Annotated in this window: 23 protein-coding genes; 2 read left to right on the top strand and 21 right to left on the bottom strand. The window is 57.1% G+C overall.

The window, feature by feature from the left end:
- Nucleotides 1-2: 2 nt before the first annotated feature.
- Nucleotides 3-1,745, bottom strand: a complete 1,743-nt coding sequence (locus AC1DIH_RS12090; protein ID WP_427534461.1) for an ABC transporter permease — start codon at nucleotides 1,743-1,745, stop codon at nucleotides 3-5.
- 646 nt (nucleotides 1,746-2,391) lie between these two features.
- On the opposite strand from AC1DIH_RS12090, the gene AC1DIH_RS12085 reads away from it, so the two are divergent.
- Nucleotides 2,392-2,577 (top strand): ribbon-helix-helix protein, CopG family, encoded by a 186-nt coding sequence (locus AC1DIH_RS12085; RefSeq protein ID WP_427541409.1) that lies wholly within the window; start codon nucleotides 2,392-2,394, stop codon nucleotides 2,575-2,577.
- Between the two features lie 49 nt (nucleotides 2,578-2,626).
- Here AC1DIH_RS12085 and AC1DIH_RS12080 read toward each other — a convergent pair whose 3' ends face one another.
- A complete protein-coding gene (locus tag AC1DIH_RS12080; protein ID WP_477771828.1) occupies nucleotides 2,627-4,285 on the bottom strand; it encodes a SulP family inorganic anion transporter in 1,659 nt (552 codons plus the stop codon).
- Nucleotides 4,286-4,447: 162 nt separating this feature from the next.
- Here AC1DIH_RS12080 and AC1DIH_RS12075 point away from each other — a divergent pair, with 162 nt between their 5' ends.
- Nucleotides 4,448-4,678, top strand: coding sequence for a hypothetical protein (locus AC1DIH_RS12075; protein ID WP_477771827.1), 231 nt, complete (start codon nucleotides 4,448-4,450; stop codon nucleotides 4,676-4,678).
- Here the strand turns inward: AC1DIH_RS12075 and AC1DIH_RS12070 are convergent.
- The 19 genes from AC1DIH_RS12070 to atpE form a co-directional block, all read right to left on the bottom strand.
- The gene (locus AC1DIH_RS12070) at nucleotides 4,669-5,259 is read right to left on the bottom strand and encodes a metal-dependent hydrolase (protein WP_477771826.1); all 591 of its coding nucleotides are present in this window, start codon (nucleotides 5,257-5,259) and stop codon (nucleotides 4,669-4,671) included. The genes AC1DIH_RS12075 and AC1DIH_RS12070 overlap by 10 nt on opposite strands.
- A 54-nt stretch (nucleotides 5,260-5,313) precedes the next feature.
- The gene (locus AC1DIH_RS12065; protein WP_477771825.1) at nucleotides 5,314-6,399 is read right to left on the bottom strand and encodes a fatty acid desaturase family protein; all 1,086 of its coding nucleotides are present in this window, start codon (nucleotides 6,397-6,399) and stop codon (nucleotides 5,314-5,316) included.
- Nucleotides 6,396-7,505 carry an acyl-CoA desaturase gene (locus AC1DIH_RS12060; RefSeq protein WP_477771824.1) on the bottom strand — a complete coding sequence of 370 codons (1,110 nt, stop codon included), beginning with the start codon at nucleotides 7,503-7,505 and terminating at the stop codon, nucleotides 6,396-6,398. Before AC1DIH_RS12060 ends, AC1DIH_RS12065 begins: the two co-directional genes overlap by 4 nt.
- A complete protein-coding gene (locus AC1DIH_RS12055) occupies nucleotides 7,498-8,637 on the bottom strand; it encodes a sterol desaturase family protein (protein WP_477771823.1) in 1,140 nt (379 codons plus the stop codon). The genes AC1DIH_RS12060 and AC1DIH_RS12055 overlap by 8 nt, the downstream gene beginning before the upstream one ends.
- The gene (locus AC1DIH_RS12050) at nucleotides 8,637-9,254 is read right to left on the bottom strand and encodes a phosphatase PAP2 family protein (protein WP_477771822.1); all 618 of its coding nucleotides are present in this window, start codon (nucleotides 9,252-9,254) and stop codon (nucleotides 8,637-8,639) included. Before AC1DIH_RS12050 ends, AC1DIH_RS12055 begins: the two co-directional genes overlap by 1 nt.
- Nucleotides 9,251-10,534, bottom strand: coding sequence for a F390 synthetase-related protein (locus AC1DIH_RS12045; protein ID WP_477771821.1), 1,284 nt, complete (start codon nucleotides 10,532-10,534; stop codon nucleotides 9,251-9,253). The genes AC1DIH_RS12050 and AC1DIH_RS12045 overlap by 4 nt, the downstream gene beginning before the upstream one ends.
- Nucleotides 10,531-11,337 (bottom strand): MBL fold metallo-hydrolase, encoded by an 807-nt coding sequence (locus AC1DIH_RS12040; protein WP_477771820.1) that lies wholly within the window; start codon nucleotides 11,335-11,337, stop codon nucleotides 10,531-10,533. The genes AC1DIH_RS12045 and AC1DIH_RS12040 overlap by 4 nt, the downstream gene beginning before the upstream one ends.
- Entirely contained in the window at nucleotides 11,330-12,346 is a 1,017-nt protein-coding gene (locus AC1DIH_RS12035) for an NAD-dependent epimerase/dehydratase family protein (RefSeq protein ID WP_477771819.1), read from the bottom strand. The genes AC1DIH_RS12040 and AC1DIH_RS12035 overlap by 8 nt, the downstream gene beginning before the upstream one ends.
- On the bottom strand, nucleotides 12,343-13,350 hold the full coding sequence (locus AC1DIH_RS12030; protein ID WP_477771818.1) for a 3-oxoacyl-[acyl-carrier-protein] synthase III C-terminal domain-containing protein: 1,008 nt from the start codon (nucleotides 13,348-13,350) through the stop codon (nucleotides 12,343-12,345). The genes AC1DIH_RS12035 and AC1DIH_RS12030 overlap by 4 nt, the downstream gene beginning before the upstream one ends.
- A 529-nt stretch (nucleotides 13,351-13,879) precedes the next feature.
- Entirely contained in the window at nucleotides 13,880-15,712 is a 1,833-nt protein-coding gene (gene glmS, locus AC1DIH_RS12025; RefSeq protein ID WP_477771817.1) for a glutamine--fructose-6-phosphate transaminase (isomerizing), read from the bottom strand.
- Between the two features lies 1 nt (nucleotide 15,713).
- Nucleotides 15,714-16,490 (bottom strand): DeoR/GlpR family DNA-binding transcription regulator, encoded by a 777-nt coding sequence (locus tag AC1DIH_RS12020; RefSeq protein ID WP_477771816.1) that lies wholly within the window; start codon nucleotides 16,488-16,490, stop codon nucleotides 15,714-15,716.
- Between the two features lie 218 nt (nucleotides 16,491-16,708).
- On the bottom strand, nucleotides 16,709-18,076 hold the full coding sequence (gene glmU / locus AC1DIH_RS12015; RefSeq protein ID WP_477771815.1) for a bifunctional UDP-N-acetylglucosamine diphosphorylase/glucosamine-1-phosphate N-acetyltransferase GlmU: 1,368 nt from the start codon (nucleotides 18,074-18,076) through the stop codon (nucleotides 16,709-16,711).
- 116 nt (nucleotides 18,077-18,192) lie between these two features.
- Nucleotides 18,193-18,618, bottom strand: a complete 426-nt coding sequence (locus AC1DIH_RS12010; RefSeq protein WP_477771814.1) for a F0F1 ATP synthase subunit epsilon — start codon at nucleotides 18,616-18,618, stop codon at nucleotides 18,193-18,195.
- Nucleotides 18,619-18,663: 45 nt separating this feature from the next.
- Nucleotides 18,664-20,043: a F0F1 ATP synthase subunit beta gene (gene atpD, locus AC1DIH_RS12005; RefSeq protein WP_427541421.1), complete on the bottom strand. Its 1,380-nt coding sequence runs from the start codon at nucleotides 20,041-20,043 to the stop codon at nucleotides 18,664-18,666.
- Nucleotides 20,044-20,070: 27 nt separating this feature from the next.
- The gene (gene atpG / locus AC1DIH_RS12000; protein WP_019694392.1) at nucleotides 20,071-20,931 is read right to left on the bottom strand and encodes a F0F1 ATP synthase subunit gamma; all 861 of its coding nucleotides are present in this window, start codon (nucleotides 20,929-20,931) and stop codon (nucleotides 20,071-20,073) included.
- 50 nt (nucleotides 20,932-20,981) lie between these two features.
- Nucleotides 20,982-22,526, bottom strand: a complete 1,545-nt coding sequence (gene atpA / locus AC1DIH_RS11995) for a F0F1 ATP synthase subunit alpha (RefSeq protein ID WP_054594853.1) — start codon at nucleotides 22,524-22,526, stop codon at nucleotides 20,982-20,984.
- A gap of 21 nt (nucleotides 22,527-22,547) precedes the next feature.
- A complete protein-coding gene (locus AC1DIH_RS11990; protein ID WP_054594854.1) occupies nucleotides 22,548-23,084 on the bottom strand; it encodes a F0F1 ATP synthase subunit delta in 537 nt (178 codons plus the stop codon).
- A 12-nt stretch (nucleotides 23,085-23,096) separates the two neighbouring features.
- Nucleotides 23,097-23,567 carry a F0F1 ATP synthase subunit B gene (locus AC1DIH_RS11985; protein WP_054594855.1) on the bottom strand — a complete coding sequence of 157 codons (471 nt, stop codon included), beginning with the start codon at nucleotides 23,565-23,567 and terminating at the stop codon, nucleotides 23,097-23,099.
- A 58-nt stretch (nucleotides 23,568-23,625) separates the two neighbouring features.
- Nucleotides 23,626-23,883: a F0F1 ATP synthase subunit C gene (gene atpE, locus AC1DIH_RS11980; protein ID WP_019694395.1), complete on the bottom strand. Its 258-nt coding sequence runs from the start codon at nucleotides 23,881-23,883 to the stop codon at nucleotides 23,626-23,628.
- Nucleotides 23,884-23,914: the final 31 nt, after the last annotated feature.

Below are 23,914 nucleotides of genomic sequence, written 5' to 3'. Positions count from 1 at the left end.
TGTTAATTCAGACGGAGTTTGTTTTCAGCGATGGCGTACAACGGCCGCCACAGCACGCGGTTGAACGCCACGACAAAGAACGACATCACCACCACGCCCAAGGTGATTTTCGGAAAGTCGCCAGCCGCAGTGGTCTGGGCGATGTAGGCCCCCAAACCGTGAGCGACCACCTTGTCCTGTCCCCAGGAAACGAATTCGGACACGATACTGGCGTTCCATGCCCCGCCCGAGGCGGTAATCGCACCGGTCACGTAATACGGGAAAATGCCCGGCAACATGACCTTGCGCCACCACTGCCAGCCGCGAATGCGGAAATTGGTCGCAGCCTCGCGGAAGTCGTTGGGAAAGGCGCTGGCACCAGCAATCACGTTGAACAGGATGTACCACTGTGTGCCCAACACAATCAGCGGGCTTAACCAGATGTCCGGGTTCAACTGATAGCGCAGAATCACGATGACAAACACCGGAAACAACAGGTTCGCCGGGAACGCCGCGAGGAACTGGGCCAGCGGCTGGATTTTCTCCGCCAGATGCGGACGCAAGCCGATCATCACGCCCAGCGGGACCCAGATCAACGAGGCCACCAGTATCAACAGAGCGACCCGCAACAGGGTGATGGTACCCAGGCCGATCACATGCCAGAGTTCGCCCAGCGTCACCTCGCTGCCAACGTAAATCACGATGTGATACAGCGCGTACAGGGTCATTAGCGCAATCGCCGTGCCCCAGACCCAATCGATAACTCTTGAAACTGTCGGGCTGGCCTGAACGGCCACCGCTTTGGAGCGTGGCAGGCTCAGGCGCATGTTGGTGATGCGCACGATGGCCCGCAGAAAAGGCCGCAACAGGCGCTGAACGACCCGGGTACGCTGAATCAGATTCAGCACCCAGGACTCAGGGCTACCGGCTTGGGAAGCGGTGTCTTCCATCCGGAATTTGTCCGCCCAGGCCACCAGCGGCCGGAACAGGAATTGGTCGTAAACCAGGATGACCACAATCATCGCCAGAATGACGTAACCCACGGCGTGCATGTCGCGTTGTTCGATGGCGGTCGCCAGATAGGAACCGACGCCCGGCAAGGTGATGGTCTTGTCACCGACGGTGATCGCTTCCGAGGCCACCACGAAAAACCAGCCACCGGACATGCTCATCATCATGTTCCAGACCAGGCCCGGAATGGCGAACGGCACATCGAGTTTCCAGAATTTTTGCCAGCCGGAAAGCTGCAGGTTACTGGAGACCTCTTCCAGATCCCGAGGCACCGTACGCAGCGACTGGTAGAAGCTGAACGTCATGTTCCAGGCCTGGCTGGTAAAAATGGCAAAGATCGCCGCGCACTCCGCGCCCAGCACACGCCCTGGAAACAGCAGCAGGAAAAATGTCACGGTAAACGAGATATAGCCCAGCACCGGCACCGATTGCAGAATATCCAGCACCGGCACCAGCAGCTTCTCGGCCCGCCGGCTCTTGGCAGCCAACGTCCCGTAAACCAGGGTAAAAATCAGCGCCGCGACCATGGCCGCGAGCATGCGCAATGTGGTGCGGATCGCGTATTCGGGCAAGTCGGCCGGGTCCAGCGAAATGACCTGCGTCTGCAACGTCGAGATCGGGGCCCAGGTCTCGTGTGCGCCAATCGAGAAAAACAGCAGGAAGCCAATCACCAACGGCATGGCGATCAGGTCCCAACGGTTGGGGAGCAACCGTTGTGCCGTGGCCGGTATGTAATGACGCAATACCTTATTCATGTTCAGTGATTCCAGTAGCGTTCTGGTGGTGATCGTTGACCACCGATCAACAGGTTCTAGAGCGACCGCGCACAGAACGGCTCAACAAGCAGTTGAAGCACAGCTAAGTAAACTCTAGCGGGGTAATAAAACGACGGAGGGAGGCCACACAAACGAACGCTATGGGGCGAGGCAGAAAACAGTTCCGCGGCTCAGGACACCAAGGTGTCTGAACACGTCGTTTACCCTCTGTACCTCACTCGGCATCTCAATGGGCGGCCCGCCGAGAATGGGCAGGATCCATGGCTGGAGTCTCCTGAACGGGAGTGAAAAGGACATTTGGACGGGAAAAGCACGACGTCATCCAGCCCGCAGATTTTGCCTGCGGCACACTCAATTGAAATCGATGCCGACGCGCTGTATTTCCGGGGCGGATTGTACGTTTCAAATTGTTACAGAAACATAAACTTGACGTATTTTTTACGCATTTGTGAATGCTCACCATCCCTTTGGCGGGATCAGTGCCAAACCGACAGAGCCAGATACGAATATCCCCAAGGTCAGGAGTCTTTCTCCAGCGAGCCGTCACAAACCTGAACGATGACAAACAAAGCCTCGGCCATTAGAATTTGATTATCATCGAACGCCTTAGGGTACTGGCCACTCCATGGAAAATAAGACTGCACGACTGACTGTGCTCATTGATCCCATCAAGAAAAAAGCCCTTGAGGAGCTCTGTGCATCTCAGGACCTGACGCCTTCACAGGTCGTCCGCCAGCTTATTCGAGACTACCTGGAGACACATGGCGTGTCCTACTCGACCAAAAGCAAAATAGCGGTCAATGATAAGTAGTTCACTCGCCATGGAGCCCGCTCATCGCTCTGCCGACTAAAGCTCCAACTCAGCCGAGGCGTGGCGCCTTGTCGATCTCGAAACTGCCCAATGCACCACTGAAGTCGGCATGATAATGCTCTGAACCAAGCGCTTGGAGTATTCCCGCTCTATCCAGCTTGCCAAAAACTTTATCGTTGGCTTCGCACAGTTTTACGACAATGCCACGCTTGCGTAATTGCTCAATGACTTCGAGCAACGTTTGCAAGCCCGTTATGTCCATGAACGGCACTCGCTTTAGACGAATAATCAATGTCCCCGGATCGGTGTGCGTTTGGGCCAGAACGCGCTCAAAGGTTTCTGCTGCGCCAAAAAAAAGCGGCCCTTCAATGGTGTACACCAAAACACCAGGCGGCAGACGAACGTGCCCATTGATCCGTAACTCAACCTCAAGTTCTTTTTCGACCATTTGCTGCACTTCGACAGAAGATGCCATCCGACGCATGAATTGCAGCATCGCGAGAATGACACCAATGTTCACTGCAATCGCTAAATCGCTGAAAACGGTCAGGCTGAAGGTGATGAGCAGTATTGCCACATCGGCTTTCGGGGCGCGCTTGACCATGCGCTGGAAATGCTTCAACTCGCTCATGTTGTAGGCGACCACAAACAGGATCGCTGCCAACGCACACAGCGGAATATCCGAAGCCAACGGCGCCAGGAATAAAATCAGCAATATCAATGTGAGCGCATGTACAAAACCCGCGATGGGACTGTTGCCTCCATTGCGGATGTTGGTAGCGGTTCGAGCAATTGCACCTGTCGCGGCAAAGCCACCGAACAAAGGGGTGACCAGGTTAGCGATGCCTTGGCCGATCAACTCCTGATTGGAGTCATGCTTGGTACCGGCCATACCGTCGGCGACAACCGCAGACAGCAATGACTCGATAGCGCCCAACATCGCGATGGCGAACGCCGGGCCAATCAACTCAATCACTTGAGGCAGTGTTATTGCGGGAAGGCCGACCGCAGGCAATCCCTGAGGAATCCCCCCGAAAGCACTCCCGATCGTTGCAACGCCAGCGAACTGAAAAAATGACTGCAGCGCCGTCACGACGACCATAGCGATCAAGGGGCCGGGAACACGTCTTACGCCAGGTATTTTGGGGGCGGTGATCACCAGCACCAGACTCGAGAGTGCTAACAGTGTCGTGGGTACATGAAAGCTGGGGAGAGCCTGAAACAGATGCCAGAGTCGCTCATGGAAATGCTCACCGCTGATTTTCGGCAAACCAAAGAAATCTTTCCACTGCCCGACCCAAATGATCACACCTATGCCGGCGGTGAATCCGACAATCACCGGGTCGGGGATGAACTTGATGATGGCGCCAAGTTTGGTGATACCGAGCAAGAGCAAAATCGCCCCGGCCATTATCGTCGCGATCTGCAAGCCATCAACGCCGTATTTGGCGGTCACTCCAGACAAAATGACGACGAATGCCCCTGTCGGGCCTGCAATCTGAAGACGGCTCCCTCCAAAGAGAGAAACCAGAAGACCACTGATGATGGCTGTGTAAATTCCTTGCTCGGGCTTTACGCCTGAGGCGATGGCAAACGCCATGGCCAAGGGCAGCGCCACAACGCCGACGATGACCCCGGAGACGATATTTCGAAGCCAGTGTTCGGGCCTCAACAGGCCCGCTTTCCAGGCTTCTCGTATCGCAATCATGACTAGCCCTCTGTGGTGGCATGTGCATAATATTTACATTAAGTGATAATAGCAAAGCCACTGAGATACCCTTTGCACAGCATCCGCGACGCTGAAAAAACCAGCGTTGAATGATCCAGAATCATGTTTGTGGACAAAATGAGTCCACGCTCGGAGATCCACATGAAACGCGAAGACGTCAAAACCAAACACGGTGAAGGCATGCACTTCGACACGCACGTGATAGTCAACCCGGCCAACACGCACGAGTGGATCATCCTGTTTAAAAAAGAGGTGGGAAGCAGCTATTTCCTGATCAATGACAAAGAAGAAATCGAGTCATTTCGACAGCTGGATGACCTGATCCATGAGCTTCGGGAGATCGGCATCAAATCCGCTGAGATTCATTTCTGATTGCCCCTCCCCTGGAGGGGGATCATGTCAGTAGCGAGCGCTCTGCTGTGCTTGGCAGGCCATATCCATCGGCCAGCAAGGAGAACAGCGGCCAGCCCCAGTGTGGGCAGCCACACCCATAAAATCTCAGACTGCAGCACTGCCCAGCCACGCTGACTCAGAAACTGCGTCAGACCGATGGGGGACACTTCGATCGGCCTGAACGGCATGAACCACCGCAGCTCACTGAAGGGCCAGAACAAGGCAACCCCCAGGCCGCCATCGGTGCAGGCATCCAGTAATGGATGAGACACGGCCGCCAGGAAGAGAAAGCTGAGGCAGCGCCCAAGGCTCGTATGCAGTGACTTATAAAACACACTCGCCAGACAGCTAATGGCCAAGGCAAAGGCTATCGAATGGGCTGCACCGCGATGCCCCCAGGTGTCGGTATAGGCAATGCCCAGTTTGAATGAAATCACGTCGGCATCAGGTAACGCCGCCAGCACCGCGCCCATGATCAATAACCTGGCGCTGATGTGGCGCCGCCCCATCGCCGCTCCAACAATAAGGGGCACGACAGCATGGGTGATAATGCTAGGCATGGAGCGTTGTTCCTCACGGTAATAACAGGAGTGAAGGCTCAAGGTCCTTCACGTTTAAACATCCGCCCCTTTGTTCGCGCCCATCGCACTGAGGAACCGCTGTTGGAGCCTGAGCATTTCACTGGGCCCGATACGCTGGTACTCAAGGCCGAAACGTGGAGCAACCTCGCTGATGAGCTGGCTTAAGGCCGGATAATGCCGGTGGCTCCAGTGCGGGAACAGATGGTGTGTCAGGTGCAGGTTGGCCCCGCCGAGCCAATACCCCAGCCAGCGCGGCGTTGTCTGCCAGTCAATGGTGGTAGCAAACACATGGCGATACCGGCCGTGGGGTAATACGCCACTTTCCGGCGCCTGATAAAACTTCGCCTTTGCCCAATGAGTACCGATGATCAGCATCACGAACAGCAACGAGGAGAGCATTTGACTGCCCAGGTAAACCAGCACGATGTCGAGCGCGCTGATGGTCGGTGGCAAAACCCGGAGCGGGATCAACAGCGCCAATACCAGGTGCGTGCCTTTGCCAAACACAAACACACTCCAGCCGCGTACGCCGTGTTGCGCCATTCGCCTGGTCACCGGCGTTTGCCCCGCCCGGTCCAACCAGTCGAACAGAAAAATGTAATAAGGGAAGGTCATGGCCGCAACCAGTGGCCAGTAAAAGCGCTGCACTCGCATAAAGGGCTTCCAGCGCTGGAATGGGGTCTGGCGTAGAACACCATTGGGCTCAATATCGAGGTCGTAGCCCTCAACGTTATTGTGCCAGTGATGAAAAATAACGTGCCGCACTCGCCAACAATCAGGATCAAGACCCAGCGGTATGCTGACCAGGCAATTGAGCCAGCGATTGGCCCAGCGTCGTTTGAAAAACGCATTATGGGACGCATCATGGACCACGTTGACCGTGATAAACATGGCCGTAAAAATGAAGCCGAAGTAATAACCGCAGTAAGCCCACCCTGTGGACTGCTCCAGGCTCATGCCGTAAAACCCGGCACATAACAGCACCAGCACCAGTAGCTTGGCGATCATCCAGGTATCGGCGAAACGATGATCATGGTGCACCGCCAGATAGTCGTTGGCCGCCTGCATCAGTGCTTTATGCACATCAGCGTCATCGCGCTGGAACGTTAGCGGTTTCATTTTTGGGGCACCCTGTCCATGGACGTCTCCTGCCCCATCTGGCGCAGGAACTGTTGCTGTTGCCTCAGCAGTTCGCGATAGCCAATACAGCGATAGTCCATGCCGTGTTGCACCGCCAACTGTTCAATGATCGCCGCCAGCGCGGGGTAATGACGATGACTCCAACCGGGGAACAGATGATGGGTCAAATGGTAATTCAGCCCACCGGTGAAATGGCGCAGCCAGGGAGGCGTGGTCAGCCAGTCGCACGCCGTAGAGAAATTATGTCGATACCAGCCATGGGGCATCACCGCCGTATCAGGTGCACGATAAAACTGCGCCTGTGCCCAATGCGTACCAAGCAGCAAGTAAACCACCAACAACGACGCACACATCTGGCTCACGGCATACGCCAGCAGCACCGTCGACCCACTGATGCCATTGAGCTGACAAACAGCCAACGGCACCCCCAGCACCAATAGCAAATGGGTAACCTTGCTGACGACAAACAGCGTCCAGCCCCAGCGTCCCGGCAGCACGTGCTTTGACTTGAGTGGCGTTTTTCCTAATCGATCCGACCAGTCAAATATCCAGGCGACATAGGGCAGCGACAACGCTGCGATCACCGGCCAGTAAAGGTGTTGATAGCGCATGTGTGCACGCCAACGCTGGAACGGAGTCTGTCGGAAGATGCCGTTCTCTTCCGTATCCAGGTCGTAATGTTCGACGTTGGCGTAGACGTGGTGAAAATCGACATGGCGCACCCGCCAGTAATCCGGATCCACACCCAACGGCAGCGTGACCAAGCGCCCTACCAGGCGGTTGGCCCAAGGTGCACGGAAGAAGACGTTGTGAGAGGCGTCATGATTGACCTCCACGTTTAACAGCATTCCCATCATCACAAACAGGAAGTAGCAACCGACAAACGCCCACGCGTTGTGCTGCATCAGGCTCAAGGCATAGAACCCCGCGCACAACACCAGCAACAGCAAGGCCCTGGCGAGCAGCCAACCATCGGCATAACGGTGGTCATCCGCCAGATAGGCGCGAGCCGCGCGCTTGAGTGCTTGATGAAAGGCCTGCTCGCCATCGGCGGGAAAGACCAGGGGCCTGAGCGACTCAGCCATGAGATTGCTCCACCGCAGACGCAGCCTCGGATCGCCGCCGGGTGCAAGACCACAGCACTGCTACTCCGTGCACCCCAAGCGAGACAAGCACGACCTGCCAATACCCCTGTGACCACCTCAGCAACCCGAGAAACAGCACTGGCAGCCCCAATGAAATTGCCAGCCAACCCATTACGCTCCAGGCGCGCCCTTGCACCATGCCCGCCAGCGCCACCGGGCCCAGCGCCAACAAGGTGAACAGCGCGACTTGCGGCCAATGAACGTTGGTGTAGCCGTAGCCATATTCATAGACATAGGCAATCACCCCGACAAACACCAACAGCGCACCACTGAAAACGGTCAGGTTCGAGCAACGCCAGCGTCCGCCTTCATCGGACACGCTCACCGGCATGTGCATGTAGCGCAACAACGGCAGATTGCTCGCCCAGAATGGGTTTGCAGACGGTTTGGCGCCACCCACGCCATAGTCGAACGGCGCTTGCGGCAGGCAGGGACAAAACGTGCCGAACAGTTTGTCCCAGAAGATGAAACTGCCGCCAAAGTTCTTGTTCGAGTAGGCCATGTCTTTGACGTGATGTACCCGATGGTGGGCAGGCGTGACGAACACCGACTCCAGGACTCCCAACTTGGGCGTCAATGCACTGTGATTAAACAGTTGAATTGTGTAATGCAGGATGGACACCGTGACAAACACCGACAACGGTACGCCCAGCACAGCCAACAGCATAAAGAATGGGATAGAGGTCAGTGACGAGTACCAAGAGTTGCGTACCCCCAATGACAGATTGAAATGCTCGCCCTGATGATGAACCACGTGCACCGCCCACAGCACACGCAAGTAGTGATGTGCCCGGTGCAACCAATAAAAACCGAAGTCCCAGGCAAACAGTGCAAATACCCAGGTCAGTACCGGTGGCCATGACTCAAACAGCGAGAGACTGAAGTGGCTGGCGACATAGCCGTAACAGGTGATTTCCAGCCCACGGAACAACCACAGCATGAGATGGCCGGAGTTCAGGTTGAACATCACGTCATGCCAGTTGACCACGTCACGCTGGCGCCACTGCACCACCAGCATCTCGCCAATCACCACCAGCAACATGAACAGGATGGGGAACGCCAGATCAATCATCACGCCACTCCTCTGACCGCACGATAGCGAATCAAACCAACACACCGCACCAGCCATCCAGCCACCAGTGCCAACAACGTACCGCTGGCCAGGTCAATCAACAGGTGTCGGCGTAACTGCAGGATCGAAAAGGCAATCGCCACAGACCATAGGATGAACAACACCGTTCTCACTTTGTGCCTTTCATCGCCAACTGCCCATACGGCCAGCACCGTCAGTGCCATGTGCAATGACGGTAAGCAATTTTGCTTTGAGTCGAACTGTGTTAATGCACTCAACACATCGGAACTGAGGGTGGTGCCGTGATCGAGCGGATAGACCATGGTCGTCGGCCACAACACATAAACGCCCCCCGCCCCTATCGCAGTCAGTTGCATGGCCCTGGCCAACCATTTAACCCGATCAAGCGGGGCAAGCAGGTAAGCCAACGCAATCATGATGAAGAACGACAGGTACAACCAAATGGCGTGCGGGCTGAATGGGATCAGGCGATCAATCAACGAGGGTGAGATGACAGTCCCCGCGTCTTGAAGACGGTCAGTGAGGTTGTAAACAACCCCCACAGATCCCCAACCTAGCAGCATGTGCCACAACCTTGGAAAGATCGCCTTGATCATGGATTCACCTGCCGAATGATTCGTCGTCTTTTCTGATCGAACGCTGGCATCACGGTCTGTACCGTCAGTTGCCACTCCAGTGGTTCGGTGGCGATCCCCTGTTGCTCGAGCACTGCCACGAGTTGCGCGTGACACTGTGCCAACTCCTGTTGTGAACAGTCGGCAACGAGCTGTAAACGATGTTCGGCCTGTTGAATCAACCGGTAATCACTGGTCAGCGGCAACGCGTTGGCAATGGCCCGCGTGCACAGATCGGCAAATATCACCTGCGGCGTCCCCTGGCGATTGAGCAACTGCAACTGGTCATCGCATCGACCTTCTATCCGTTCAATGGCCATGGTCGCTTGCCCGCACGGGCATGGGGTGGCCTTCCTGACCAGTACATCATCGAGCCGGTAGCGCACGATGGGTTGTGTGCTACGGGTGAAATCGGTGATCAACGGCGTAAAGCGATGCTCATCGATCCACTGTGGCTCGATGTAGAGAAACTCTTCATTCAAATGCAGCGTGCCGTGGGAACATGAAGCTGCCAGAAACCCCTCGGTGGCCTGATACACCTCACCGATGTCAGGAAACACCTGCTCCAGTATCCGTCGATCATGCATGTCCAGGACTTCGGCTACCGAGATCACTTTCTTGACGTTGAGGGCCAGTTGCTGATTGAGGACCGCGAGCGCAAGCGCCCTCAACACCTGGGCCGGCGCGACAATGATCGTCGGTGCCTGCTGCTGCAAGCGCGGCAGTTGCGCCGGGAAAGGCGCAAACAGATCGTAGAACTCCAGGCTCAGCCAGCGGTTGTTCACGCTGTGGTAGAGGTTGTTGTCCGCACGTAAAAACAGCGCGACGCGTTCACCGGCAAAAATACCTTCGGGCAGCATCTTTGCCAGCATGCCACCGGCCCAGACCTGTTGCTCCCGCTCACTGACGACAAACACACCGCGCCGCCCCGACGTGCCAGACGACAACCCGACACTGTAGGCGCCGACCGTGGGGGTGAAGTCGCGTTCGGTTTCGCTGCGTCGGGCACACGCCAGTAATTGATCGCACTGCAATTGGGCGGTGTTCATCTGGTCGAACTGCGCCATCATCAGCGCCTTATCCATCAGCGGCCACTCGCTCACCGACAGTGCGCTGTAAGGGCGAAAATAGGGACTCTGTGCAAGGACCCGTCGAGCGAAGCGTTTCAGCTGTTTTGCCTGATAGGCTTGCAGCACCGCGCGATCGGTGAAGGTCAAACGCCGGGTACGAAAGTAGTGCCAGAGGGTCTTCACCGGGATCATAGGTCGCCCTCATGACACAGGCGGATGTCGACATGACCGGCCGTCCACAGCTGGTTCAGTCGGCGGAGCGTGTCGTAATAGACGCGGGAATCATCCATCAGCAAATTGGCCAATACCGAGGGTCCGCGCAAGGTTTGATAGCTCTGGGCAGACCATCCGGCGTCACTGGCCAACAACGTCCAGCCTTCGTCGGTGAGAATGAACGCGCCGATATGCCCCGCCGCATGGCCTGGCAAAGGCACCAGGAAGATCTGTCCCTCACTTCCCGGCAGTTCAAAGCCGTGATCGAAAGGCGCCAACTGCTCAGACAAGCCCACCCGTGCAAAGCTCTCAATAAACTGCAGTCGCGCTTCAAAACTCTCCGGGATCAAGCCGGGAATAAAGGCCTGCTTCAGTGCCGAAAACCCACGCAGCGTCCGGGTTTGTTGCCAACCCTGGCCCGAACAGATGAAATTGGGCTGGCTGAAATCGCGCAGCCCGGCAATATGGTCGGCATGAAAATGCGAAAGGATCAGCCCCTCGATGTCATTGCCCGCCAAGCCTGCGGTGCGCAGTTGCTCGACCAATGACTCGCGTGGGTCGAAGTACACCGGAGTGACCTGGCGGTACACACGAAAGAGGCCGGACTGCGTCTGCTCCTGGAAATGCGTCGAGTAGCCGGTATCCCATAGCCAGCGACGGCTGCCGACCTCCAGCAGATACGCCCGGGCCGGGAACTTACACACGCGCAGACCGGCCCCGCGTTGTGCCATGCAGGCGATATGGGTGCAGTAGCCCACCTCGAATTGGGTGACTTTAGCCATGAGCCGCCACCCCCTGTTGCCTGAACCAGGCCCCTGTTTGCTCGATCCCCTGCTCCATCGTGTAGCGTGGCAAGTACCCCAGTTCCTCAGTGGCGCGCACCTGGCTGAGCGTCATATCGAAATTCAACGCGGCGACGCTGTAGCGCGTCAGTTGCGGCTCTTTGCCCGTAGCGCAGCTCAGTAGCTCCAGCCCGCCGGCCAGTGCGTGCAAGAGTGGGTAGGGTATCGCCTGCAACTGATAGCGCAGGCCCAACTGTCCATGGAGCAAAAGATGCAGCATGTCAGCCAAGCGCATCGGCTGATGGTTGGTGATGTTGTAGGCCGCCCCGGAGGGCAAAGGGTTGTTGCGGCTCGCCAGGTCCATGGCGTGCACCACGTTGAGCACAAAGGTCAGGTCCAACAGCGCTTTGCCKCCGCCGGGAAGGCGCAACACGCCGCGATCGTGCTCAAGCCGGCTCAGCACCCTGGGCAGGATCACCCGATCATGTGGGCCGAACAGGCCACGGGGCCGCAAGATTATGTAGGTGGTGTTCGGATAGCGCGGCACCAGAGCCTGGATGCCCTGCTCCGCCGCGTACTTGCTGGCGGCGTAATGGTTGGCAAACCGTGGGGCGCGGTAGCTCTCGACGATTTCACGATGATGCTGGAAATCAAAGTAGATCGAGGGCGTGGAGATATGAACAAAACGCCGAACACCGGCACGCCCCGCTGACTCAGCCAGTTTTTGCGTGGCAACCACGTTCGCCTGGTAAAAATCCTCCCGGCGCCCCCACGGCGAAGACTTCGCGGCGCAGTGCCAGACCGCATCACACCCGCTCATCAATGGCTGGCATTGCTCAAGGCTTGCATGGGTTAAATCCAACGCCGTAAAGTCGGCGCCCAGCTCACGCAGGGCGTTACCAACCTGGGTGTCGCGACCGGTGGCATGCACCGCATGACCGGCATCGAGCAACCACTGTGCTGCGTTTCGCCCAAGCCCGCTGGTGGCGCCAGTCAGCAGTACCTTCATGGCAGCAGGACCATGCCGGCCAAGGATAAACCAGCCGCTGTGCCGATGAGCATCGCCGGCTCGGCGCGATTAAACCGTCCGCTGGTGACCGCTGCGTGCAATGCCGTGGGGATCGATGCGGCCACCTGGTTGCCGTGATAGCGGTAGATATCCACCAACACGCTGGAAGAGACATTCAGGCGTCGACGCATATGCTCCAGCGACAGATGGCTGGCCTGGTGCGGCACCACCGTGGCGATTTGTTCCAGGGTCAACCCGCTCGCCCCCAACAGACGAGCCAGGTAGTCCTCGATCAACGCCGAGGCTTGCCTGAACAATTGCTTGCCGCGCATCTGGAACAGGAAGTCGCTGTCGGTCATGCCCGCGCGCGGATTGCGTCGTGTGCCGCCCGCCCGTATCTCACAGAGTCCGCTGCCTTGGGGGTGGGTTTCAACCAGGCTGGCGAGGATCCCACTGGTGCCATCGCCCCGTTCAACGATGGCGCACGCTGCACCGTCGCCGAAAATCAGTGAGGATTCTTCATCGTCCCAATCTATCCCGCGTGACGCCAGGTCGGCCGACACGATCGCAATGCGTCGGTAGGTTCCGGCATTTAACAGCCCTGCGGCGACCTGTAGCGCCGAGATGAAGCTCACACAGCTGCTATTGATGTCGAAACCGGGGGTACCGGGCGCCAACCGGGAGACCTTCAGGATGTGCACCGCCGTGCACGGCAATGCCTGAACGGAAATCGCCGAAGCCGAAATCAGCAAGTCGATTGATGCGGCGTCGATACCCTGGCGGTCCAGGGCGTCGTGAAGAGCGGCTGCCGCCAACTCTGCCTGGCTGGCATCATCCGAGGCATGATAGCGATAGATAATCCCCGAACGCTTCTCGACATAGCCCGCAGGCTTGTTCAACAACCGATCAAGGTCCACCGACTCGACGCGATTGGGCGGTAGCGCCACGCCGGTGGCGATGATCTTGAGAGGAAGCAATGCGGGCGATGAAAAAGGTGACTTCATTAAATATTCGACCTTGAATTCAGCAATGAAGGACGGAAGGCCGACAGACATCGGCACCGAAGGTGTTACTGCGCAGGGAGGAAAAACCGATATTCGGCGAGGTCTTGCTCAGGGCACCGCGGTGGATAACCCACTCGGCGCGCAGCGCACAGGCCACTAGAACCCAGGAAAAAGACCCCAGCCTGCATATCGATTCCATCCATGGTGTGAGCGCTTGTTAGTTGTTGAGGAGACGGCGGGTATTTATAAAACCGAAGGAGCTTAGTAGGCCAAGTAGAGGCGATTACCTCAAGCGCAGACACGGAAAAGAGTGGGAACTGTTCTCGAATGTCTATAACGTTTTCGGAAAAGTATTACATCGTACTCAGCGCGACGGAAACCTGATGAGCGGCGAGACCAAAAAAATTAAAACCCTTTGTATTCAAAGGGTTTTCATTGTGTCGAGCTTAATTACTACTGTGTCAGACGCTAATTATTCTATGTCAGTGTGATTTATTGAAAACCACGAGCGCCTGATCGCCGCAATGACTTACTCCACCGTCACCGACTTCGCCAGGTTACGCGGCTGGTCGACGTCTGTGCCTTTAAGCACAGCGACGTAGTACGAGAGCAGTTGCAACGGAATGGTGTAGAGGATCGGCGACAGGATGTCGTGGATGTGCGGCATGTTGACCACATGCGTGCCTTCGCCATTGCTCATGCCGGCTTTTTCGTCAGCAAACACAATCAGCTGGCCGCCACGGGCACGAACTTCCTGCAGGTTGGATTTCAACTTCTCCAACAGTTCGTTGTTCGGGGCCACCGTCACCACCGGCATATCGTCGTCGACCAGCGCCAACGGGCCGTGCTTGAGTTCACCAGCCGGGTAGGCTTCAGCGTGAATGTAGGAAATTTCCTTGAGCTTCAGCGAGCCTTCCATTGCCACCGGGTACTGTGCGCCACGACCCAGGAACAGGGTGTGCTTCTTGTCGGCGAACAGCTCGGCGACTTTCTCCACAATACTGTCCATGGCCAATGCTTCACCCAGGCGGGCAGGCAAACGGCGAAGCTCTTCGACCAGTGTCGCTTCCACGCCTTCAGCCAAGGTGCCACGCACCTGACCCAGCGACAGGGTCAACAGCAACAGGCCCACCAACTGAGTGGTGAAGGCTTTGGTCGATGCCACACCGATTTCGCGACCGGCCTGGGTCAGCAGCGTCAGGTCGGACTCACGCACCAGGGAACTGATGCCGACGTTGCAGATCGCCAGGCTGGCGAGGAAACCCAGCTCTTTGGCATTGCGCAGTGCCGCCAGGGTATCAGCGGTTTCGCCCGACTGGGAGATGGTCACGAACAGCGAATCGGGTTGCACGACCACTTTGCGATAGCGGAATTCGCTGGCGACTTCGACCTGGCACGGGATCCCGGCCAGTTCTTCGAGCCAGTAACGCGCAACCATACCCGCGTGATAGCTGGTGCCGCAGGCGACGATCTGCACATTGCGGACCTTGGCGAACAACTCGGCAGCTTGCGGACCGAACGCTTGCACCAAGACCTGATTCTGGCTGAGGCGGCCTTCCAGGGTCCGTTGCACGACCGACGGTTGCTCGTGGATTTCCTTGAGCATGTAGTGACGGAACTCGCCCTTCTCGGCGGACTCGGCATTGTCGCGGTACTGCACCGCGTCACGCTCGACAACGTTGCCGTCGATATCCCAGATCTGCACGCTGTCGCGGCGGATCTCCGCGATGTCGCCCTCTTCCAGGTACATGAAACGGTCAGTGACCTGACGCAATGCCAACTGGTCGGACGCGAGGAAGTTCTCGCCCAGACCCAGGCCGATCACCAGTGGGCTGCCACTGCGAGCTGCGACCAGGCGATCCGGTTGTTGCGCGCTGATAACGGCCAGGCCGTAAGCGCCGTGCAACTCCTTGACGGTGGCCTTGAGGGCGACGGTCAGGTCAGGGAGTTCTTTTAGTTTGTGGTTCAGCAGGTGAGCAATGACTTCGGTATCGGTGTCCGAGGTGAACACATAACCCAGTGCCTTGAGCTGCTCGCGCAGGGCTTCATGGTTTTCGATGATGCCGTTGTGCACCACCGCCAGATCGCCGGAGAAATGCGGGTGAGCGTTACGCTCGCACGGCGCACCGTGAGTGGCCCAACGGGTGTGGGCGATACCGAGACGGCCAACCAGCGGTTCTTGCGCCAGGGCCTGTTCCAGTTCGCTGACCTTGCCCGGGCGACGCATGCGCTCAAGTTTTTCACCGTTGGTGTAAACCGCCACACCGGCGCTGTCGTAGCCGCGGTATTCGAGGCGCTTCAGACCTTCGAGCAAAATGGCAGTGATATTACGTTCCGCGACTGCGCCGACAATTCCACACATGCTATTTCTCCTGGCTGACTGCCGCGCATATCACGTTAATGCCGCGGGCCTGAATCTGGTCGCGAGCCTCTTGCGGCAGGCGATCATCGGTAATAAGGGTATGGATGCTGCTCCATGGCAGTTCCAGGTTTGGAATCTTGCGGCCGATCTTCTCGGATTCGACCATCACGATCACTTCACGGGCCACATCGGCCATCACCCGGCTCAGACCGAGCAATTCGTTGAAGGTCGTGGTGCCTCGTACCAGATCAATGCCATCGGCACCGATGAACAACTGATCAAAATCGTACGAGCGCAGGACCTGCTCGGCGACCTGCCCCTGAAATGACTCGGAATGCGGGTCCCAGGTTCCACCGGTCATCAACAGCACCGGTTCATGTTCAAGTTCGCTCAACGCATTGGCGACATACAACGAATTGGTCATGACGACCAGGCCCGGCTGTTGGCCAAGTTGTGGAATCATTGCCGCCGTGGTGCTGCCACTGTCGATAATGATCCGCGCATGTTCACGAATCCGCGCCACCGCGGCTTGAGCAATGGCTTGTTTGTACCGGGAAACGGATTGGCCCGGATCACTGACCAACTCATGCGGCATGGTGATCGCTCCGCCGTAACGGCGTAACAACAAGCCATTGCTTTCAAGTGCCGCCAAATCTTTGCGAATTGTAACTTCAGAGGTTTCAAAACGCTTGGCCAATTCATCCACACTGACTTCACCCTGCTCAGTCAGCAAGGCAAGGATATTGTGGCGACGTTGTGGTGTATTGCGCTTTGACATGAGCTGGTAAGTTTCGATTCGAAAGATAACGAAAGCAATCAAAACCTATCAGCGAAACTCCGTCAAGCCAGCACACGAAAAAAGATCGGTGGTTAACCCATTCGCGAGCAAGCCCGCTCACACGGGAATTGCGTATAAACCTGTGGGAGTGGGCTTGCTCGCGAAGGCAATGAATCAGGCTGTGAATAACTTCAGCCAATCATTGATCTGTGGATAACTCAGCTCTTCTGGACTTTCACTGGACGCTTCCAGCCATCGATATTCTTCTGTCGAGCCCGACCAACGGCCAACTGAGACTTATCCACAGTCGAGGTAATCGTCGAACCCGCCGCAGTGGTCGCGCCGTCCAGGATATCCACAGGCGCTACCAACGAGTTGTTGGAACCAATGAATACGTCTTCACCCAGGACCGTCTTCCACTTGTTGACGCCATCATAGTTGCAGGTGATGGTGCCGGCGCCGATGTTGGTGCGCGCGCCGACTTCGGCATCGCCCAGGTAGGTCAAGTGGCCCGCCTTGGCGCCTTCACCCAGATGGGCATTCTTCAGTTCGACGAAGTTACCCACATGGGCGCGGGCTTCCAGCACAGTGCCCGGACGCAAGCGCGCGAACGGACCGGCATCACTGCCCTCGCCCAATACCGCGCCTTCAATGTGGCTGTTGGCCTTGATGACCACGCCCTTGCGCAGGGTGCTGTCCTTGATCACGCAGTTCGGGCCAATGACCACGTCGTCTTCGATGACCACACGGCCTTCGAGAATCACGTTGATGTCTATCAGCACATCACGGCCGACAGTCACTTCACCGCGCACATCAAACCGCGCCGGATCGCGCAGCGTTACACCTTGGGCCATCAGCCGACGGCCTTCGCGCAACTGATAATGACGCTCAAGCTCCGCGAGCTGTTTGCGGTCATTGGCGCCCTGCACTTCCATCGCATCGTGAGGCTGCTCGGTGTCCACCACCAGACCGTCGCTGACTGCCATGGCAATCACGTCGGTCAGGTAATACTCGCCCTGCGCATTGTTGTTGGAGAGCCGGCTCATCCAGTCCCCCAGATGACTGGCCGGCACCGCCATAATGCCGGTATTGCCTTCAGTGATCGTACGCTCGGCTTCACTGGCATCCTTGTGTTCGACGATAGCGGTCACACGCCCATCGGCATTGCGCACGATACGGCCATAACCCGTCGGGTCATCGAGTTCGACGGTCAACAGCCCCATCTGCAGCGGTGTCACAAGCTTGAGCAGGCGTTGCAGGGTCGGGACCTCGATCAGCGGCACGTCACCGTAAAGGATCAATACGGTATCGGCGGTAATGAACGGCACAGCCTGGGCCACTGCGTGACCTGTGCCGAGTTGCTGGTCCTGCAACACGAAGTTCAAGTCATCTGCTGCCAGACGCTCACGTACCACGTCAGCGCCATGGCCAATCACCACGTGAATGCGCTGTGGATCAAGTTGGCGGGCGCTGTGGATAACATGGCCAAGCATGGAATTGCCCGCCACCGGGTGAAGCACCTTCGGCAGCGCCGAACGCATGCGAGTGCCTTGGCCGGCAGCGAGAATAACGATTTCTAGAGACATGACTGGCTACCAATCCTGGGTGGTCGGCGGCTGCGACCAAGAGGTAATTTGCAGAAAAAGAAAAAGGGTAGCCGAGGCTACCCTTTTTAATCAATCACACAACAAGCGGGAGGCTATCAGCCGCCGAACTTCTTGCGGATCTGCTGGACGGTGCGCAGCTGAGCTGTCGCCTCGGCCAGACGAGCGGCAGCGGAACCGTAGTCGAACTCGGCTCCTCTTTCATGCAAGGCCTTCTCAGCAGCCTGAACGGCTAGCTGAGCGGAGGCTTCGTCCAGGTCGGCAGCACGTTGCACAGTGTCGGCAAGCACCTTGACCATGTTCGGCTGAACCTCGAGGAAACCACCGGAGATGTAATACACCTCGGCTTCCCCGCCCTGCTTGATCAAGCGGATCGGACCTGGTTTCAGATTAGTGATCAGCGGAGCGTGACCCAGAGCGATACCAAGATCACCCAGCTCACCGTGCGCAATCACCATCTCGACCAGACCGGAGAAGATTTCCCCTTCCGCACTGACGATGTCGCAATGGACTGTCATAGCCATCTGATTGCCTCAACCTAAATTAGCGCCCGTCGCCGGGCGCCTGGATTACAGTTTCTTGGCTTTCTCGATCGCTTCTTCGATGCCGCCGACCATGTAGAACGCTTGTTCTGGCAGGTGGTCGTAGTCACCGTTGAGGATGCCTTTGAAGCCAGCAATGGTGTCTTTCAGGGAAACGTATTTACCCGACGCACCGGTGAAGACTTCAGCCACGAAGAACGGCTGCGACAAGAAGCGCTGGATCTTACGAGCGCGGGATACCAACTGCTTGTCGGTTTCCGACAGCTCGTCCATACCCAGGATCGCAATGATGTCCTTCAGTTCTTTGTAACGCTGCAGAACATACTGAACGCCGCGAGCGGTGTCGTAGTGGTCCTGACCGATCACGTTCGGGTCCAGCTGACGCGAAGTCGAATCCAGTGGATCTACCGCTGGGTAGATACCCAGGGAAGCGATGTCACGGGACAGAACGACGGTGGCGTCCAAGTGGGCGAAGGTGGTCGCTGGCGACGGGTCAGTCAAGTCATCCGCAGGTACGTATACCGCTTGGATCGAAGTGATCGAACCGTTTTTGGTGGAAGTGATGCGCTCTTGCAGAGTACCCATCTCTTCAGCCAGGGTCGGCTGGTAACCTACTGCAGAAGGCATACGGCCCAGCAGTGCGGATACTTCAGTACCGGCCAGGGTGTAACGATAGATGTTGTCGACGAACAGCAGAACGTCGTTACCTTCGTCACGGAACTTCTCGGCCATGGTCAGGCCGGTCAGAGCTACGCGCAGACGGTTTCCCGGCGGCTCGTTCATCTGACCGTAAACCAGTGCCACTTTGTCCAGAACGTTGGAATCCTTCATCTCGTGGTAGAAGTCGTTACCCTCACGAGTACGCTCACCCACACCGGCGAACACGGAATAACCGCTGTGCTCGATGGCGATGTTACGGATCAGTTCCATCATGTTTACGGTTTTGCCTACACCGGCACCACCGAACAGACCGACTTTACCGCCCTTGGCGAACGGGCAAACCAGGTCGATAACCTTGATGCCGGTTTCCAGCAGGTCGTTGCCGCCAGCTTGTTCAGCGAAGGACGGCGCAGGACGGTGAATGCCCCAGCGTTCTTCGGTGTCAATCGGGCCAGCTTCGTCGATCGGGTTGCCCAGTACGTCCATGATCCGGCCCAGGGTCGCTTTACCGACCGGTACGGAGATGGCTGCGCCAGAGTCGGTGACTTCCAGACCGCGCTTCAAGCCCTCGGTGGAACCCATCGCAATGGTACGAACCACGCCGTCGCCCAGCTGCTGCTGAACTTCCAGGGTGGTTTCTGCCGCGCTCACGACTTTCAGCGCGTTGTAGATGCTCGGTACGCTGTCGCGTGGAAATTCCACGTCGATAACGGCGCCGATGATTTGAACGATACGTCCGCTACTCATAGCTGGATCCTCTGAATATTTGAACCGTTAAACCGCGGCAGCGCCGCCGACGATTTCCGAGATCTCTTGGGTGATCGCAGCCTGACGCGCCTTGTTGTAGATCAGCTGCAAATCGCTGATCAAGTCACCGGCGTTGTCGGTAGCGTTCTTCATTGCGATCATCCGCGCCGCTTGTTCAGCTGCGTTGTTCTCGACCACCGCCTGGTAGACCTGCGATTCCACGTAACGGACCATCAAGCCGTCAAGCAGCTCCTTGGCATCCGGTTCGTAGAGATAGTCCCAGTGGTGCTTGAGTTCTTGATCCGGGGTCGCCACCAGTGGAATCAACTGCTCCACGGTAGGCTGTTGCGTCATGGTGTTGATGAACTTGTTGGACACCACGCACAGGCGGTCAATACGGCCGTCCAGGTAGGCATCCAGCATCACCTTGACGCTGCCGATCAGGTCATTGATCGACGGCTCTTCACCCAGGTGGCTGATAGCTGCAACGACGTTACCGCCGAAGTTGCGGAAGAAAGCCGCACCTTTGCTACCAATCACGCACAGATCGATCTCGACGCCTTGTTCGCGGTTTACCGCCATGTCCTTGACCAAAGCCTTGAACAGGTTGGTGTTCAAGCCACCACACAGACCACGGTCACTGCTCACGACGACATAACCAACGCGCTTGATAGCACGGTCGATCATGAACGGGTGGCGATATTCCGGGTTAGCGTTGGCCAGATGACCAATAACCTGGCGGATGCGCTCCGCGTAAGGACGGCTAGCCGACATGCGCATTTGTGCCTTGCGCATTTTGCTGACCGCCACTTTTTCCATGGCGCTGGTAATTTTTTGCGTGCTTTTGATGCTCGCAATCTTACTGCGAATCTCTTTTGCGCCTGCCATGTAACACCTATCAGGTTAGCAAGCGGGAGCCTCTCGGCCCCCGCTGCGGCTTACCAGGTTTGGGTGGCCTTGAACTTCTCGATACCGGCTTTCAGGCCAGCGTCGATTTCGTCATTGAAGTCACCCTTCACGTTGATCTTCGCCATCAATTCGGCGTGATCGCGGTTGAAGTAAGCAATCATGGCCTGCTCGAAGCTACCGATTTTTGGAATCTCGATGTCTACCAGGAAGCCACGTTCAGCGGCATACAGGGACAACGACATGTCGGCAATGGACATCGGCGCATATTGCTTCTGCTTCATCAGCTCGGTAACGCGCTGACCGTGCTCAAGCTGCTTGCGAGTGGCTTCGTCCAGGTCAGAAGCGAACTGGGCGAATGCAGCCAGTTCACGGTACTGAGCCAGAGCGGTACGGATACCACCGGAAAGCTTCTTGATGATCTTGGTCTGAGCGGCACCACCCACACGGGATACCGAAACACCGGCGTTCACTGCAGGACGGATCCCGGAGTTGAACATGGCCGATTCCAGGAAGATCTGACCGTCGGTGATGGAAATCACGTTGGTCGGAACGAACGCGGAAACGTCGCCAGCCTGGGTTTCAATGATTGGCAGAGCGGTCAAGGAACCGGTCTTGCCAGTCACGGCACCGTTGGTGAACTTCTCTACGTACTCTTCCGAAACGCGGGATGCGCGCTCCAGCAGACGGGAGTGGAGATAGAACACGTCGCCTGGGTAGGCTTCACGGCCTGGTGGACGGCGCAGCAGCAGGGAAATCTGGCGGTAAGCCACTGCTTGCTTGGACAGATCGTCATAAACGATCAGCGCGTCTTCACCGCGGTCGCGGAAATATTCGCCCATGGTGCAACCGGAGTACGGTGCCAGGAATTGCAGTGCAGCCGATTCCGAAGCACTGGCAGCTACGACGATGGTGTTAGCCAAGGCGCCGTTTTCTTCCAGCTTGCGAACCACGTTGGCGATGGTCGATTGTTTCTGACCGATCGCTACGTAGACGCAGAAGATGCCGCTGTCTTTCTGGTTGATGATCGCGTCGATCGCCAGAGCGGTTTTACCGATCTGACGGTCACCGATGATCAGCTCACGCTGGCCACGGCCGACAGGGATCATGGCGTCGACAGCCTTGTAGCCAGTCTGTACAGGCTGGTCTACCGACTTACGCCAGATCACGCCCGGAGCAACTTTCTCGACCGCGTCGGTCTCGGTGTTGTTCAGCGGACCTTTGCCGTCAACTGGGTTACCCAGTGCGTCGACTACGCGACCCAGCAGTTCCTTACCAACCGGAACTTCGAGGATGCGGCCAGTGCACTTGGCGCTCATGCCTTCAGCCAGAGTCTGGTAAGAGCCCAATACAACGGCACCTACAGAGTCTTGCTCCAGGTTGAGGGCCATACCGTAGACGCCGCCCGGAAACTCGATCATCTCGCCGTACATAACGTCGGCCAGACCGTGAATCCGCACGATGCCGTCAGATACGCTGACGACAGTGCCTTCGTTACGGGCTTGGGAGGTCACATCGAGCTTTTCGATGCGGCCCTTGATAATTTCACTTATTTCGGAAGGATTGAGTTGCTGCATTGCTCTGCTGCCCCTTCAAACTCAAGATTTCAATGCTTCGGCAAGGTTCGCGAGTTTGCCGCGAACCGAGCCATCGATAACCAGGTCGCCGGCGCGGATGACAATGCCCCCTATCAGGGATTTGTCTTCCTCGACTTGCAGGCGCACTTCCCGGTTGAGTCGTGCACTGAGAACCTTGGCGAGTTTGTCTTGCTGTTCTTGGTTCAACGCGAAAGCACTGGTCACTTCAACGTCTACCGACTTCTCTTGTTCGGCCTTGTACAGGTCGAACAGAGCGGATATCTCCGGCAAAAGCGGGAGACGGTCGTTTTCGGCAACGACGTTGATGAAGTTCTGTGCCTTGGCATCAAACTTGTCGCCGCACACGTCAATAAACGTGGCGGCCTTGTCTGCGCTCGTCAGTCGCGGGGCCTTGAGCACGCGCTGCATGGTGTCGTCTTGCGACACTGCTGCAGCCAGGCCGAGCATGGCTGACCAAGAGGCCAGTTGCTGGTGGGCCTGGGCATGCTCGAAGGCTGCCTTAGCGTAAGGTCGGGCCAACGTGGTCAGTTCTGCCATGATCGCCCTCGCTTAAATTTCAGCAGCCAGTTTGTTTACCAGCTCCGCGTGCGCGTTTTGATCGATTGTGGCACCCAGGATCTTCTCGGCGCCGCCAACGGCCAGTGCACCCAGTTGGGCACGCAGCGCGTCTTTGACACTGTTCAGTTCCTGTTCGATCTCGGCCTGAGCCTGCAATTTCACACGTTCAGCGTCGACACGGGCTTTATCAACAGCCTCTTCGACGATCTGATTACCGCGCTTCTTGGCTTGCTCAATGATTTCGGCTGCCTGAGCTTTAGCTTCGCGCAGTTGTTGACCCGCTTTATCTTGGGCCAATTCCAGGTCGCGAGCTGCTCGGGCGGCAGCGTCCAGTCCATCCGCGATCTTCTTCTGACGTTCGTGCAAAGCCGCGATGACCGGAGGCCACACGAACTTCATGCAAAACAGTACAAAAATGAAGAACGCAACGGACTGGCCAATCAGGGTTGCATTAATGTTCACGCCAACACCTCGCTCGTTCGTTGTCCATCACACTTGCTCAACTCGAAAAACCGAGTGATTAGTGAGCGAGTTGACCAACGAAAGGGTTCGCGAAGGTGAAGAACAGAGCGATACCAACGCCGATCATGGTTACGGCGTCGAGCAGACCGGCAACGATGAACATTTTAACTTGCAGCATTGGAACCATTTCTGGCTGACGCGCTGCGCCTTCCAGGAACTTGCCACCCAACAGGCCGAAACCAATTGCGGTACCCAGTGCGCCCAGGCCGATCAACAGTGCAACAGCGATAGCGGTTAGACCAACTACAGTTTCCATCTTTCCTCCCGACTTTTACGTCGTATGGTTT

The sequence above is a fragment of the Pseudomonas sp. 05N36 genome, from assembly GCF_056397385.1.
The sequence above is the reverse complement of the archived record's forward strand: the minus strand, read 5'-3'. Positions and strand labels throughout refer to the sequence as shown.

What these genes read in the sequence shown, in the direction of transcription:
- AC1DIH_RS12090 (WP_427534461.1), bottom strand. Translation starts at nt 1,745, where the DNA reads ATGAATAAGGTATTGCGTCATTACATACCGGCCACGGCACAACGGTTG.
- AC1DIH_RS12085 (WP_427541409.1), top strand. Translation starts at nt 2,392, where the DNA reads ATGGAAAATAAGACTGCACGACTGACTGTGCTCATTGATCCCATCAAG.
- AC1DIH_RS12080 (WP_477771828.1), bottom strand. Translation starts at nt 4,285, where the DNA reads ATGATTGCGATACGAGAAGCCTGGAAAGCGGGCCTGTTGAGGCCCGAA.
- AC1DIH_RS12075 (WP_477771827.1), top strand. Translation starts at nt 4,448, where the DNA reads ATGAAACGCGAAGACGTCAAAACCAAACACGGTGAAGGCATGCACTTC.
- AC1DIH_RS12070 (WP_477771826.1), bottom strand. Translation starts at nt 5,259, where the DNA reads ATGCCTAGCATTATCACCCATGCTGTCGTGCCCCTTATTGTTGGAGCG.
- AC1DIH_RS12065 (WP_477771825.1), bottom strand. Translation starts at nt 6,399, where the DNA reads ATGAAACCGCTAACGTTCCAGCGCGATGACGCTGATGTGCATAAAGCA.
- AC1DIH_RS12060 (WP_477771824.1), bottom strand. Translation starts at nt 7,505, where the DNA reads ATGGCTGAGTCGCTCAGGCCCCTGGTCTTTCCCGCCGATGGCGAGCAG.
- AC1DIH_RS12055 (WP_477771823.1), bottom strand. Translation starts at nt 8,637, where the DNA reads ATGATTGATCTGGCGTTCCCCATCCTGTTCATGTTGCTGGTGGTGATT.
- AC1DIH_RS12050 (WP_477771822.1), bottom strand. Translation starts at nt 9,254, where the DNA reads ATGATCAAGGCGATCTTTCCAAGGTTGTGGCACATGCTGCTAGGTTGG.
- AC1DIH_RS12045 (WP_477771821.1), bottom strand. Translation starts at nt 10,534, where the DNA reads ATGATCCCGGTGAAGACCCTCTGGCACTACTTTCGTACCCGGCGTTTG.
- AC1DIH_RS12040 (WP_477771820.1), bottom strand. Translation starts at nt 11,337, where the DNA reads ATGGCTAAAGTCACCCAATTCGAGGTGGGCTACTGCACCCATATCGCC.
- AC1DIH_RS12030 (WP_477771818.1), bottom strand. Translation starts at nt 13,350, where the DNA reads ATGAAGTCACCTTTTTCATCGCCCGCATTGCTTCCTCTCAAGATCATC.
- glmS (WP_477771817.1), bottom strand. Translation starts at nt 15,712, where the DNA reads ATGTGTGGAATTGTCGGCGCAGTCGCGGAACGTAATATCACTGCCATT.
- AC1DIH_RS12020 (WP_477771816.1), bottom strand. Translation starts at nt 16,490, where the DNA reads ATGTCAAAGCGCAATACACCACAACGTCGCCACAATATCCTTGCCTTG.
- glmU (WP_477771815.1), bottom strand. Translation starts at nt 18,076, where the DNA reads ATGTCTCTAGAAATCGTTATTCTCGCTGCCGGCCAAGGCACTCGCATG.
- AC1DIH_RS12010 (WP_477771814.1), bottom strand. Translation starts at nt 18,618, where the DNA reads ATGGCTATGACAGTCCATTGCGACATCGTCAGTGCGGAAGGGGAAATC.
- atpD (WP_427541421.1), bottom strand. Translation starts at nt 20,043, where the DNA reads ATGAGTAGCGGACGTATCGTTCAAATCATCGGCGCCGTTATCGACGTG.
- atpG (WP_019694392.1), bottom strand. Translation starts at nt 20,931, where the DNA reads ATGGCAGGCGCAAAAGAGATTCGCAGTAAGATTGCGAGCATCAAAAGC.
- atpA (WP_054594853.1), bottom strand. Translation starts at nt 22,526, where the DNA reads ATGCAGCAACTCAATCCTTCCGAAATAAGTGAAATTATCAAGGGCCGC.
- AC1DIH_RS11990 (WP_054594854.1), bottom strand. Translation starts at nt 23,084, where the DNA reads ATGGCAGAACTGACCACGTTGGCCCGACCTTACGCTAAGGCAGCCTTC.
- atpE (WP_019694395.1), bottom strand. Translation starts at nt 23,883, where the DNA reads ATGGAAACTGTAGTTGGTCTAACCGCTATCGCTGTTGCACTGTTGATC.